14 protein-coding genes and 2 pseudogenes are annotated in these 11,939 nt (G+C 44.1%); 10 read left to right on the top strand and 6 right to left on the bottom strand.

Annotated features, from left to right (window positions below):
• Positions 1-10: 10 nt before the first annotated feature.
• Entirely contained in the window at positions 11-1,492 is a 1,482-nt protein-coding gene (locus LPW36_RS03775; RefSeq protein WP_230608139.1) for an SLC13 family permease, read from the bottom strand.
• A 208-nt stretch (positions 1,493-1,700) separates the two neighbouring features.
• Here LPW36_RS03775 and LPW36_RS03770 point away from each other — a divergent pair, with 208 nt between their 5' ends.
• A complete protein-coding gene (locus tag LPW36_RS03770) occupies positions 1,701-2,603 on the top strand; it encodes a LysR family transcriptional regulator (RefSeq protein WP_230608138.1) in 903 nt (300 codons plus the stop codon).
• A gap of 211 nt (positions 2,604-2,814) precedes the next feature.
• On the opposite strand, the gene LPW36_RS03765 is transcribed toward LPW36_RS03770, so the two are convergent.
• Both LPW36_RS03765 and LPW36_RS03760 read right to left on the bottom strand, forming a co-directional pair.
• On the bottom strand, positions 2,815-3,213 hold the full coding sequence (locus tag LPW36_RS03765; RefSeq protein ID WP_230608137.1) for a hypothetical protein: 399 nt from the start codon (positions 3,211-3,213) through the stop codon (positions 2,815-2,817).
• A gap of 120 nt (positions 3,214-3,333) precedes the next feature.
• The gene (locus LPW36_RS03760; RefSeq protein ID WP_230608136.1) at positions 3,334-3,597 is read right to left on the bottom strand and encodes a hypothetical protein; all 264 of its coding nucleotides are present in this window, start codon (positions 3,595-3,597) and stop codon (positions 3,334-3,336) included.
• A 298-nt stretch (positions 3,598-3,895) separates the two neighbouring features.
• Between LPW36_RS03760 and LPW36_RS03755 the strand changes: the two are divergent.
• The 9 genes and pseudogenes from LPW36_RS03755 to LPW36_RS03715 form a co-directional block, all read left to right on the top strand.
• Positions 3,896-4,081: pseudogene (locus tag LPW36_RS03755) on the top strand (hemin ABC transporter substrate-binding protein); the annotation flags it as partial.
• Positions 4,082-4,165: 84 nt separating this feature from the next.
• On the top strand, positions 4,166-5,482 hold the full coding sequence (gene hutW, locus LPW36_RS03750) for a heme anaerobic degradation radical SAM methyltransferase ChuW/HutW (protein ID WP_230608135.1): 1,317 nt from the start codon (positions 4,166-4,168) through the stop codon (positions 5,480-5,482).
• A 29-nt stretch (positions 5,483-5,511) separates the two neighbouring features.
• Positions 5,512-6,006: a heme utilization cystosolic carrier protein HutX gene (gene hutX / locus LPW36_RS03745; protein WP_230608134.1), complete on the top strand. Its 495-nt coding sequence runs from the start codon at positions 5,512-5,514 to the stop codon at positions 6,004-6,006.
• On the top strand, positions 6,003-6,632 hold the full coding sequence (locus LPW36_RS03740) for an NAD(P)H-binding protein (RefSeq protein ID WP_230608133.1): 630 nt from the start codon (positions 6,003-6,005) through the stop codon (positions 6,630-6,632). Before hutX ends, LPW36_RS03740 begins: the two co-directional genes overlap by 4 nt.
• Before the next feature lie 123 nt (positions 6,633-6,755).
• Positions 6,756-7,295: a DUF2058 domain-containing protein gene (locus LPW36_RS03735; RefSeq protein ID WP_230608132.1), complete on the top strand. Its 540-nt coding sequence runs from the start codon at positions 6,756-6,758 to the stop codon at positions 7,293-7,295.
• A 92-nt stretch (positions 7,296-7,387) separates the two neighbouring features.
• Positions 7,388-7,585: pseudogene (locus LPW36_RS03730) on the top strand (IS256 family transposase); the annotation flags it as partial.
• A 267-nt stretch (positions 7,586-7,852) separates the two neighbouring features.
• On the top strand, positions 7,853-8,059 hold the full coding sequence (locus LPW36_RS03725; protein WP_230608131.1) for a hypothetical protein: 207 nt from the start codon (positions 7,853-7,855) through the stop codon (positions 8,057-8,059).
• A 93-nt stretch (positions 8,060-8,152) separates the two neighbouring features.
• The gene (locus tag LPW36_RS03720; RefSeq protein ID WP_230608130.1) at positions 8,153-8,389 is read left to right on the top strand and encodes a type II toxin-antitoxin system Phd/YefM family antitoxin; all 237 of its coding nucleotides are present in this window, start codon (positions 8,153-8,155) and stop codon (positions 8,387-8,389) included.
• A 224-nt stretch (positions 8,390-8,613) separates the two neighbouring features.
• Positions 8,614-8,868 carry a CopG family ribbon-helix-helix protein gene (locus LPW36_RS03715; RefSeq protein ID WP_230608129.1) on the top strand — a complete coding sequence of 85 codons (255 nt, stop codon included), beginning with the start codon at positions 8,614-8,616 and terminating at the stop codon, positions 8,866-8,868.
• 269 nt (positions 8,869-9,137) lie between these two features.
• Here the strand turns inward: LPW36_RS03715 and exuR are convergent, their stop codons facing one another.
• The 3 genes from exuR to LPW36_RS03700 form a co-directional block, all read right to left on the bottom strand.
• Positions 9,138-9,920, bottom strand: a complete 783-nt coding sequence (gene exuR, locus LPW36_RS03710) for a transcriptional regulator ExuR (RefSeq protein ID WP_230608128.1) — start codon at positions 9,918-9,920, stop codon at positions 9,138-9,140.
• 191 nt (positions 9,921-10,111) lie between these two features.
• Positions 10,112-11,431: a TRAP transporter large permease gene (locus tag LPW36_RS03705; protein ID WP_230608127.1), complete on the bottom strand. Its 1,320-nt coding sequence runs from the start codon at positions 11,429-11,431 to the stop codon at positions 10,112-10,114.
• Entirely contained in the window at positions 11,431-11,931 is a 501-nt protein-coding gene (locus tag LPW36_RS03700) for a TRAP transporter small permease (RefSeq protein ID WP_230608126.1), read from the bottom strand. The genes LPW36_RS03705 and LPW36_RS03700 overlap by 1 nt, the downstream gene beginning before the upstream one ends.
• Positions 11,932-11,939: the final 8 nt, after the last annotated feature.

The following is an 11,939-nucleotide window of genomic DNA, read 5'->3' as shown; positions in this document are numbered from 1 at the left end:
GATACCATCCCTAACCTGTGAATATTCCGATGATTTTGAACCACGTGAATAAGGCGATACTGATAACAGATGCACCGATAAAACACGTAATCATAGCGTATTTAATTTGATCGAGTATGCTGAAGTAACCTGTAGAGAAATATATGGCATTAACTTTAGAATGTGGCGGTAATGTAATGGTGTAACTGGTGGTAATTGCCGCTGCAAGTGCTAAACCAACAGGATCCATACCTAATGTTTTTGCTAGTGCAATAAACGAGGGTATCAAGATGGTGACTCGAACTGTTTTACTGGTAAAGATCAGGTGGCTATACATACTGATAAACACAACCAGAATATATACTGTTGTATGACTCATATTTTCCATGCCTAATATGTTGACAACTTTACCAATTAACCACTCAGCTCCTTTTGATTTCTCCAATGCATTACCTGCGGCATATGCACCAGCAGCAAATAACATCAAATCCCATTTTATTTTGGCCTCACTCCAACTCAGTATCCCTATTTGAGGAAGCAGACAAAAAGTGGCCGCAATAATTGCAGTCATATAAATGCTAATCTCGAAGCCAAACCATGCTTCGTGATAGTCAGACGTTGCCCACAATATTACCGTACCGAGAAAAATAAATAGTGTTTTCTGCTCTACCGTTGATAACCCTCCCATATTTGAGAGCTCTGTATGTAATCGTTTGATACCTTCACTAAAGGTTGACTCCCCCTTGAATGAAAATACACGCAATCCAATAAAAAAGGTTATCCCCATAGTGATAATGGCCGTGGGCATAGCTGCCAGCAACCAGTCCATATAACCAATAGTTGAACCGGTTAAGTCATTAATAAAGCCCACGGCAATAATATTACCGGCGGTTGCAGTCAATACACCGGAGGTCGCTAAAGCATCGGCTTGAACACCCTGTAGCATCATAACGCGGCCAAGATTACTCTCACCAGGCAAAGCTTTGTACACTTCCAACAATATAATACAGATAGGAACCATCAATGTGGCGCGAGCTGTTGTCGAGGGAACAAAGAAAGCTAGTATAAAATTGATAAATACCAGAATGAATAGGGTCTTTTTGGGTGTTTTGCCAAAGTGAGTGACCATATATAGAGCGAAACGACGCGCCAGATTTGATTTAATCATGGCCGAAGTAAGTACAAAAGCAGATACCATTAACCAGATAACTTCATATCCTAAAGTTCCTAGCACTTTTTTCTCTGCCCACGTACTCGTCAGGCTGAGTAAAATAATAGTAATCAGAGAAGTTAAATAAATTGGAATCGGGCAACTAACCCACATAACTAAAGCAAATACAAAAATTGCAATTGCTTGCTGACCTTCCTTTGAAAGGCCTTCAGGCGTAGGCATAAAAAATAGAATAAGAAAAAGAATAGCTGCTACAAAAAAACCATACTTCTTCATCAACGATTCACCCTGATCTTTTCCTACCTTATCCGGGTTGAGATCCTGCATATGTTTTTTTTCCATTGTTTTTTTCCACCTGAGTTATTGGTTTTTTTAATTATTTTCTTTCATGGCTTAATTAATTTATTTTTAAATGAATACTCTGGTACTTTTCTTATTATCTCTAATGTGTTTTAGTCATCATAATTCTGTTGTTAAACCTAAAACAATTTGATTTATTTTTAATAACTATAAGAAAACCCTATAGTGAAAATTAGAACGGAGAATAATAATGAATATTGGACGACTTAGAACATTTATTGTCTTAACAGAGTATTTGAATTTCTCTGAAGCAGCTGAGTATTTATTTTGTTCTCAACCTACTGTAAGCATGCAAATTCGTACCTTAGAAGAAGAATTGGGTTGTGTTTTGTTTGATCGGGTAGGAAAAAAAATACATCTAAATCAACAGGGCGAAGCCTTTAAACCTTATGCTGAAAAAATTATAAACTTATGGCAAGAATCGAAAGACAATGCTCAACAAATAAGCTCAGGTGAGCAAGGAACTCTGGCTTTTGGCGCTAGCAATTTCGTCGGTGTCTATTTAATTCCATCAATATTAAATAGTTTTAAAACCAGTTACACTAAGGTAAAAGTCAATATTCAAATTAGATCTTCACCAACATTACTTAAACAACTTGAAAATAATGATGTCGAGTTTTTAGTGTTGTCAGATAAGATAAAAGTAAATGAAAATCATTATCAGACGAACTTGTTTTATCAAGATGAATTAATTTTGGTCGTGCCACCTGGTCATCCTTTAGCTGAGAAACAGAATGTTCAGCCTTATATGATTGAAAATTATACTTTGCTTTGGAAACCAAAACATTCGGCTACTCGTGAGTTTTTGGAGCAAATGTTGAAAGGCCACTTAATATCAATATCAAACTATATGGAGATAAGCAGTCTTGAGGCAATAAAACAAGGCGTGATTCATTCTCTGGGAATTGCTTTTATTTCTCGATTTGCTGTAAGCCAGGAATTAAAAAGTGGGATACTAAAACATGTGTTTATTTCTGATCTAAATATTAAACGGGGGATCATGTATGTTACCCGAAAAGATAAAATTTTATCGCCAGCTGCAAAGAGATTTATATCTCTTTTACCGATGATAAAAGAGCAGAACTCATCTTGAGCAGCTCGTTGATATTGAATCGGCGCTTCATTATCAAATAAATTAATAATCTGTATTAAAGGAGTTCTGACTATTAATTTTAGAGCGCATTGTTCTACTATTTCTTCCTATTATCGCGCCTTTGGTGCGGTTACCGGAAATTAGACAATGAGAAGTCAGCCCCTTATTAATAGTTTCGTTTTCACCCGCTCCAGATTTTTCAGCACCAGATCTATTTGACCGTTACCCCAGTAATTTTACCATCGTTACTTTGCTTGAATGCTGCCACGAATCCTGCTTTTTTCCACCTGGTGCCTTCCTGATTTGAGCGGCTCCAGCCATCTGCCGTCATGGCATCAACAGCCTGCCCGAGGTATTTCCCTGATATTTTTTTATCGAGCTCCCGGGCTGTTTCAACGGCTGGTCCGGATAATGCTGTTCCGGAATTTTTATTAGCTTCTGATTGGTTCTGGCTTTTGGAATGGTGGAAGTTACAGGCTCCGGACGCTTCGCTAACCTGTGTGCAACCGGATGCATCAAGCTGTTTTCTATAGGCTTCACTTATGGCAAATGCGTTATAAGAGGTCATTAAGATAGTGAAGAGCGTTGTGGTGATAATGACTTTTTTCATTTTAATTAACCTCAGTGAAGACAACGGATGCCAATGGATCAATCGGAATCAATAAGCAATCTATGGGTATGATTAGAGGGTAGTAGAAATGGTTGAGATCGCCATTGATGCCAGACCCGTTTATTGATTATTTATCTCTTTGGTATCAGAAAGGCCATTGATGTAACTAAGGTATTCCAGCCAGGCAAATTCAGGATTTATATCATCATATCCCCGTTTTTCAGCCATCATGGCATTGCTTCCGGAAGGGAGCGCTATACATACAGCATTATCCCTAATAGCTTCCACTTCGTTTTGTGTTAGTGGCTCACCTTTTGTTTTTTGGGCGTTAATCAGTAATACGATTAACGCGGGCATGAATATTAGCTCTAAATTGTCTTCCATAATTTTTATCCTTTTTCATTTTCTATCGATTTATTTTCTGACATACGAATTTTATTGATGCAAGTCAATCATATATTTGATCGATACCTTTTTGTATGGATCTTACCTAAAATGATAATATAAACTCTTATTATAATGAAAATCATTTCTATTAAGTATTGGTGGTATGAGTTTACGCATAAGGAACTTCTCAGTCTCTTTTGGCTATTCAAAGCATATCTGCTGCGATGCATGCGGCTTCCGGTTCAGTCCTTGCCGATGAACGACAGGAGATACCGGGTGTTGAAGTCACCGATATTCTCAGCGTGTGACATCGGAAGCCCAAAGAAAGCCGTTCGGTAATATAGCGGGAGTGACCCGCACGGCGGCCTGGAAAAACCAGCGCATTATCGAAGTGGATCAACCCCTGATTCTGGGCATGGGGCCGCGGGTTGTTGAGGCAGTGGAACAGTGGCATCAACGGCGTTATCCGAATAGCCCATAGCTTTTACTTACGCTGACCATGGGTGAGTCAGTATTAATTCACCCATGGCCGGTACAACTTAAAATAACCGTGAAAGACGCTACAATGAAATTGTCACAGCCGGATTTTACTGCTCATTTTGCTTTACCGGGTTCTCAACCTTTTCGCGATCGTCGCGCTATGATGCCCTGGCGCAGCGCCATGCCTGTACCAAAGGAACAGCGGACTTCGGCCTGGAATACGCTGGTGAACACCATTACTCCATCACGCAAAAGATTGATCTATCTTCATATCCCGTTTTGCGCTACCCACTGTAGTTTTTGTGGCTTTTATCAAAACCGATACGATGAAGACCACTGTAGTCAATATACCGATGCGCTGTTGCGCGAAATTGAGATGGAGGCAGATAGTCCTCTGCATCAATCGGCCCCGATACATGCGGTCTACTTTGGCGGCGGTACGCCATCGGCGCTGGCGGCTAAAGACTTAGCACGCATTATCACGACGCTGCGCCAACGCCTGCCGCTGGCTCCAGACTGCGAGATTACCATTGAAGGGCGGGTGCTCAACTTTGATGATGAACGCATTGATGCCTGTCTGGATGCGGGAGCAAACCGTTTCTCTATTGGTATTCAAACCTTTAACAGCGAAATTCGTAAACGCATGGCGCGTACTTCCGATGGACAAGAAGCCAGACGTTTTATGGAGGGCCTGTGCCGACGGGATCGTGCCGCAGTGGTATGCGATCTGTTGTTTGGTTTACCGGGGCAGGATACGCAAAGCTGGGCCGAGGATTTAGTCACGGTGCGCGATATCGGCCTTGATGGTGTCGATCTGTATGCATTGAACCTGCTGCCAAATACCACCTTGGGCAAAGCGGTGGAAAACAATCGTATTAGCGTACCAACACCGGCGGAGCGGCGTGACTTCTATCTTCAGGGCTGTGATTTTATGGATCAGAATGGCTGGCATAGCATCAGTAATAGCCACTGGGGGCGCTCTACCCGGGAACGGAATTTGTATAACCTGCTGATAAAACGCGGGGCGGACTGTCTGGCCTTTGGCTCCGGCGGTGGTGGTTCGGTGAATGGTCACGCCTGGATGGTGGAGCGCAATCTCGATAGCTATTTTCAGGGTATCGAAAACGGTGCCAAGCCCCTCATGATGATGACGCAAAGCACCGACACTCAATATCAATGGCGGCACGATCTACAGGCCGGCATTGAAGTGGGGCGGGTTCCACTGGAGACCCTGACGCCACTGGCCGGGGTTTTATCACCGCTGTTGGAACAGTGGCATCAGTCCGGCCTGTTGTTTGATAGCTCCACCTGCCTGCGGCTGACCAACGAAGGACGGTTCTGGGCTAGCAATTTGCTGCAATCTTTGCAGGAACTGATTTTAGAACTTAACGCGAAGCAATAATTGACTGGCAATATCAATAAGGAATGAATATGAACGCTGAATTACATGAATTAATGAAAACCAATCCTGATGGCACGCTGGAAGCTATTGCAGGTCAATTTAACACTACGCTGCTGGACGTGATTGAGCACTTACCGGTACGCACTCTGGTGAGTGGCGATCGGTTCGATACGGTGTGGGATGTCGCCGTTGAGTGGGGCAAAGTAACCACGCTGGTACATACTTCAGATGTTATTCTGGAGTTTACCGGTGAGCTGCCATCGGGTTTTCATCGTCATGGTTATTTTAACCTGCGCGGCAGGCAGGGTATGACCGGACACATCAAAGCAGAAAACTGCAAACATATCGCGCTGATTGAGCGTCAGTTTATGGGGATGGATACCGCCTCTATTCTGTTCCTTAATGAGGCTGGCAGCGCGATGTTCAAAATCTTCCTTGGTCGTGATGAGCACCGTCAACTGTTGGCCGATCAGGTGGTGGCATTCCGTGCGCTGGCTGTTCAGTTAGAGGAGGTGCCAGCGTGAAGCCCTGGTTAATTTTTGGTGCCGGCGGCAGCGGTGTTGGTGCTTGCTTACTTGAACTGGCGCTCGCCGAGGGGCGTTCGGTGGTGGTATTAGTACGTAAGCCCGATGCTGCCCAACGCCTGCGGGATTTGGGTGTAACAGTGATTGAAGGGGATGCCAGTGACCCACATGCCGTTGAACAAGCCTGTCAGGCCGCCGGAGGGTCCGCGGCGATTATCTCCACTCTGGGTGGGACACAGGACTATCTGGCTCATCGCATTATTGTCGATACCGCTGAAAAATGCGGACTGTCGCAAATGGTGATGGTGACTTCATTAGGCTGTGGTGATAGCTGGCCAACCCTGTCTCTGCGGGCGAGAGTGGCATTCGGGCAGGCGGTGCGTGAGAAATCACTGGCTGAAATCTGGTTGCAAACCAGTACGCTGGATTTTGCCATTGTGCGTCCCGGCGGTTTACTGAACGGTGCGGCAACGGGGCTGGCTCAACGTTATCAGCATCAGGAAGTTCACGGTTTTGTCTACCGTAGCGATGTGGCAATAGTGGTTCAACAACTGCTGGCGGAGGTTTCGCTGAACAACCAGACTTACAGCTTAGTGCAACCTGAGTTAACGCCTGCAACCAAGTAATTAAAAATACTGCGCCTTAACGGCGCGGAACTTCTTGTATCTCATTCGGATTCTGCAATCTGGTACAGCCTCAACGATTACAGGTATAATCCCATAAATTATTCAACCGGTTTAGAAACGAAGATGACAAAACTCACCTTACAAGAGCAGCTGTTAAAAGCGGGATTAGTAAACAGCAAAAAAATGGCCAAAGTGCAGAGAACGGCCAAAAAATCACGGGTTCAGGCCCGTGAAGCGCGAGAAGCGGTAGAAGAAAATAAAAAAGCACAGCTTGAACGCGATAAGCAGTTAAGCGAGCAGCAAAAACAGGCTGCCTTATCTAAAGAGTATAAAGCTCAGGTAAAGCAGCTTATTGAAATGAACAGAATTGTCATTTCAAAAGGCGATATTGATTTTAACTTCACAGACGACAATTTAATTAAAAGAGTGACGGTGGATAAGCTGACGCAAGCGCAGTTGATTAGTGGTCGTCTGGCTATTGCTCGTTTGGTGGTTGATGGTAGTGGTGAGAGTCAATATGCGATTATTCCTGCGAGTGTGGCGGATAAGATTGCGCAGCGGGATGCGGGTAGTATTGTTTTAAATAGTGCGCTTAGTCAGGAGGCGTTGGATGAGGAAGATCCGTATGCTGATTTTAAGGTGCCGGATGATTTGATGTGGTGATTTTTGGGGATGTTTATGAGACTGTAATTAAATTTGTGTAATTGCCTGTTTTTGATATGTTCACTCCAACAACGGAGACAGGCAAATTATGGATGAAAAAACTTAAAGCTCTTGCGGCTGAGCTGGCTAAGGGCCTTAAAACCGAAGCCGACCTTAACCAGTTTTCCCGTATGCTGACAAAGCTTACCGTCGAAACAGCGCTCAATACTGAGCTGACCGACCATCTGGGGCATGAGAAAAATTCCCCTAAAACCGGCACCAACACCCGTAATGGCTACTCGTCAAAAACATTCCATTCCATTGACCCTCTCCCTGTACAAATATACTGTGTTCTTGCTGTCGGTTTTTTATCCGCCAGCCAAAATAGCGAAACCCCGCAGTGTTCGAGCACATACGGGGTTTCTGACCACAACGTTACGGAGTTAACATTATGGCTGTAAAGAAGCATACCCAAACTCACTCTAAATTTATACTCGCAGTAAGATCCAAATGCGGATCCGGATCGAAAAAACGATCCTCCATTTCAGCAAGTTGCCTGAAAAAGGGAGGGAGCCATCATGCTTAATCTTATCGACTCCACCCCAAAAGATCCGCTGGAACTGGTTGAACAATGCTTAGCGCTAACCTGCGCCGTTATCAACATCAACGAAGCGGCGGTAAAAGAGTCACTACAATTCATCCTGCATGAAAAGATGGAAGCGCTGTTTAGCTCCCTCTATCGCGTGGAGGATGAAATGAAATCAGAGGTAGCAGGGCAGGAATAAAAATTATTGAAATCAAGGCATTGATAGGAAGAGATTCTTATCTTTGCCTTTGATATGAAAATAAACCTTTTAATGGAAGAAAGGCAAAATCCAATGAAAATAAAAACAGCCCGCTACATTAAAAAACATGCCGCTGATTTAGATCTTTCTGAACCAATACTGGTAATCAATAACGGTATACCCATATATGTTATCGAGTCCTGTGAAGAGAGAAAACTCAGAGATGATGCGATAGCAATGCTCAAGATTTTGACGCTCTCTGAAAAGGATAAACAGCAGGGTAAATTGTATTCCCGGGAACAGGTGCTGAAGGATATATCTTCAACATAATGTCAGCAATTTGCCGAGGTTTTATCATTCTTAAATATTTGCGAACCGTCTCCATATTTGTAAATTAACCCACTAACTTACTGTTTCAATTATTGATCCTTCTCTGATATGAATATATTGTTCGGGATAAGTTGATGGTTATGAAATTACGTCAATGCTTTGGTGAGCTTCGTACATTAACAAAAAAGTATATACATTGTTAATACCATTTAAGGGGACGCACTATGAATAGACAACCGGTATTTACAATGAAACTTGAAACAGAGCTTAGGGATACTTTTATGAAATTAGCTGAAGCCGAACATCGTTCCGCGCCTCAAATAGTTCGCGATCTAATGCAACAATATATTGAACGGCATGAATATAAACACTTTCTTGAAGATAAAGTAACGTCCGCCCGCGCATCAATAGCCAATGGACAAAGCATCACCCATCAAGATGCCAAAGCAATATTCAAAACACGCAGGGAAAAGGTTTAAAGGGATTATTGATATAACGTAATGATAAATTTCGATAGTCGAATATCTCTCTCTGGATGCAGCCAAACGGAGGGAGAGCTTTCCGTGGGGGTCGACTTGGCGTAAGCCAACGAAGTGCCCGTAGGAAAGGTAGGCCCGACGCACTCAGGAGTAAAGTACAGACGGTCTTCCGGCCGGGCATAATGCTAATATGTTAATTATCCGGGTTCCATACCCGGAGATTCAGGACATACTCTGTTGTTCTGTTTTTACCAATGTGAAAGCCAATATTACTTTCTTTTCTCAAGCACCGAAGCATGCTCCAGATGCACCACCGGGTTTTCAGCAAACATATAGCGATCGACGTTAAATTCGAAGTCTTCACTGGTGGCGTTAAACAGCATCTGTTTGGTGTTTTCCAGATGCTCCCACATGGCGACTTTGGCGGCGTAGGGGTCTTTACGGGTTAACGCTTTCAGGATTTTATCGTGTTCGTCGCACCAGCTTTCGATGGAACGGTCGTCAATGTGCTCATGCAGTTTACGCCAGTAAGGGTTTAGTACCCGCTGGCTCCACATTTTCTCAACGATGGTGGCCATCGCGGTATTGTGGGTGGACATGGCAACCTGAATATGAAATTTTAAATCCCACTCGGAATCCCGAAAACGGTCCTCTTTGCGGGCGTGTTCCTGAATTTCCATCAGTTTAAGTAAATCTTCTTTGGTTACCTGAGTGGCAGCAAATTCAGCGATATTGCTCTCAATCAACTGGCGGGCCTGTAACAGTTCAAATGGACCGCAGGAGGCAAATTCCAAACCGCTGTGGGGCATTACTCTGGTTTTTGGCTGATTAGAAATAACATGAATGCCTGAACCTTTGCGTACATCCACATAGCCTTCAACTTCCAGCATGATGATGGCTTCGCGCACTACCGTTCGGCTAACGTTCATTTCATCAGAGATCAGACGCTCTGCCGGTAATTTTTCACCAACGGGATACACGCCTTGCTCAATACGGCGTTTTAATTCGGTAGCGATTTGTTGATATAAGCGAGAACTGTCGACCATTTGCATATTGAGTACTCTAATCGTTAAAACCAGTGATTGATGACTTAACTGGATACCTTAAGGCTATCATACCACTTATAAAATAGGTGCACTATGTTGTGTTTAACTCAGTGAAGGGTATTGGTTTATAGCGGTTTTTATCTTTTAATCGTTCATCACTGGCACTACAAATGCAGTACCAGCGATGAAACAGAACCTTATTTCATGCCAAACAGACCCGGCAAGAACAGGGAGAGCTGAGGAATGTAACTCACGGCGAACAGTGATACCAGCAATGCGGCAAAGAACGGCATCATAGGCCTTAGCAGATCTTGCAGTTTCACACCGGAAACCGAGCAGCCAACAAACAGGGCGCTACCAACCGGCGGCGTACAGAGCCCGATACACAGGTTGAATACCATCATAATACCGAAATGTACCGGATCCATTCCCATTGATTTAACGATAGGTAAAAAGATGGGGGTGAAGATCAGCACCGCGGGCGTCATATCCATAAACACCCCGATAATTAACAGAATAATGTTAATGATCAGCAGAATGACAATCAGATTATCCGAAACGCTGATTAACGCTTCGTTAATCATATAAGGGATATCCGCATTGGTCATCGCCCATGACATGCCCACAGAAACACCTATCAGGAACAGCACGATTGAGGTGGTGACGACCGAATCAAGAATGATTTTTGGCAGATCTTTAAATTTGATTTCGCGGTAAATCAGCACCGAAAGCACAAAGGTATAAACCACCGCAATGGCGGATGCTTCAGTGGCCGTAAAGATACCGCCCAGAATACCGCCCATGACGATCACTACCATCAGCAGGCTTGGAATAGCATCCAGAAAGGCTTTCACAACCATCTGTACGGTTGGGCGCGGTGCCATCGGATAGTTACGGCGTTTAGCGATAACGTAGGTCACTAACATGACGCTCAGTCCCATCAGAATGCCCGGAATATAGCCGGCCATAAACAGGGTGGCTACCGAGATGCCGCCAGCGGTTAACGCATAAACGATCAGAACGTTTGACGGTGGAATTAACAGGCCAGAGATACAGGAGGTTACGTTAATGGCTGTGGTAAAAGAGGGCTCATAGCCTGCTTGCTTTTGCATCGGGGCCATGGTGCCACCAACTGCGGCGGCGGCGGCAACCGCTGAACCAGAAATTGAACCGAACATCATATTGGCCATAACGTTAACGTGACCCAGCGAGCCAGGAATACGACCAACCATAATTTGAGAAAGATTAATCAGACGGTGGGCAATACCCCCGCTGTTCATCAGTGAGCCAGCCAGTATAAAGAACGGTATGGCCAGCAGAGAAAAACTGTCGAGCCCAGTGGCTATCTTTTGACCGGATATGGTCAGTGTCACATCGGTTGGTAACATTAGTGAACCGGCTACCAGAGTAGCGATACCAATGGCAAAGGAGATTGGAACGCCGGTGAAAACCAGGATGACAAAGGTCATCAACATCATAAGGGGAACAAACCATTCCCAGGCAGTGAGCCATTCCATTATTTACTCTCCTCTGTTGTCCCGGGATTGACAATGGCATCAATAATAAACAGCAGGCTGTAATACACCATGATGATGCCGCTTATCGGTAACACCACATAGATGTAAGCCATAGGAAGCTGCATAGCCGGGGAAACCTGACCAGACTCATATACTTTTGCCAGCAGGGTATAACCGCCCCAAATCATCACACCGCCGGAAAAACCGCAGATGCAAAGGTTAATAACAATGTTGCTGATACGGCGTTTAATGCCGGTCAGGTTTAAGGTGAAGAGGTCAATGGAAAGGTGCTTTTGTAGGCCAACGGTATAAGCGGCTCCTAATAAACCAACCCAAATCATACTGAAGCGGGCAATCTCATCCGTCATTGTGCTGGGGCTATTGAGGACAAAGCGGCTGAACACCTGCCAGACTACGCAAATTACCAGTATCACCATCATGACAACTGAGAATGTTGCGATAAACCAATCAATTGGTTTTTTTAATTTTTCAATAGGCATGTTGTCTG

The organism is Limnobaculum eriocheiris (assembly GCF_021010575.1).
Taxonomy (GTDB): Bacteria; Pseudomonadota; Gammaproteobacteria; order Enterobacterales; family Enterobacteriaceae; genus Limnobaculum; species Limnobaculum eriocheiris.
Note: the sequence above shows the minus strand (reverse complement) of the source record. Positions and strands in the feature narration are given on the sequence as shown.

Bases quoted from the DNA above. Each gene is read 5' to 3' on its own strand.
- LPW36_RS03775 (WP_230608139.1), bottom strand. From the start codon at position 1,492: ATGGAAAAAAAACATATGCAGGATCTCAACCCGGATAAGGTAGGAAAA.
- LPW36_RS03770 (WP_230608138.1), top strand. From the start codon at position 1,701: ATGAATATTGGACGACTTAGAACATTTATTGTCTTAACAGAGTATTTG.
- LPW36_RS03765 (WP_230608137.1), bottom strand. From the start codon at position 3,213: ATGAAAAAAGTCATTATCACCACAACGCTCTTCACTATCTTAATGACC.
- LPW36_RS03760 (WP_230608136.1), bottom strand. From the start codon at position 3,597: ATGGAAGACAATTTAGAGCTAATATTCATGCCCGCGTTAATCGTATTA.
- hutW (WP_230608135.1), top strand. From the start codon at position 4,166: ATGAAATTGTCACAGCCGGATTTTACTGCTCATTTTGCTTTACCGGGT.
- hutX (WP_230608134.1), top strand. From the start codon at position 5,512: ATGAACGCTGAATTACATGAATTAATGAAAACCAATCCTGATGGCACG.
- LPW36_RS03735 (WP_230608132.1), top strand. From the start codon at position 6,756: ATGACAAAACTCACCTTACAAGAGCAGCTGTTAAAAGCGGGATTAGTA.
- LPW36_RS03725 (WP_230608131.1), top strand. From the start codon at position 7,853: ATGCTTAATCTTATCGACTCCACCCCAAAAGATCCGCTGGAACTGGTT.
- LPW36_RS03720 (WP_230608130.1), top strand. From the start codon at position 8,153: ATGAAAATAAAAACAGCCCGCTACATTAAAAAACATGCCGCTGATTTA.
- LPW36_RS03715 (WP_230608129.1), top strand. From the start codon at position 8,614: ATGAATAGACAACCGGTATTTACAATGAAACTTGAAACAGAGCTTAGG.
- exuR (WP_230608128.1), bottom strand. From the start codon at position 9,920: ATGCAAATGGTCGACAGTTCTCGCTTATATCAACAAATCGCTACCGAA.
- LPW36_RS03705 (WP_230608127.1), bottom strand. From the start codon at position 11,431: ATGGAATGGCTCACTGCCTGGGAATGGTTTGTTCCCCTTATGATGTTG.
- LPW36_RS03700 (WP_230608126.1), bottom strand. From the start codon at position 11,931: ATGCCTATTGAAAAATTAAAAAAACCAATTGATTGGTTTATCGCAACA.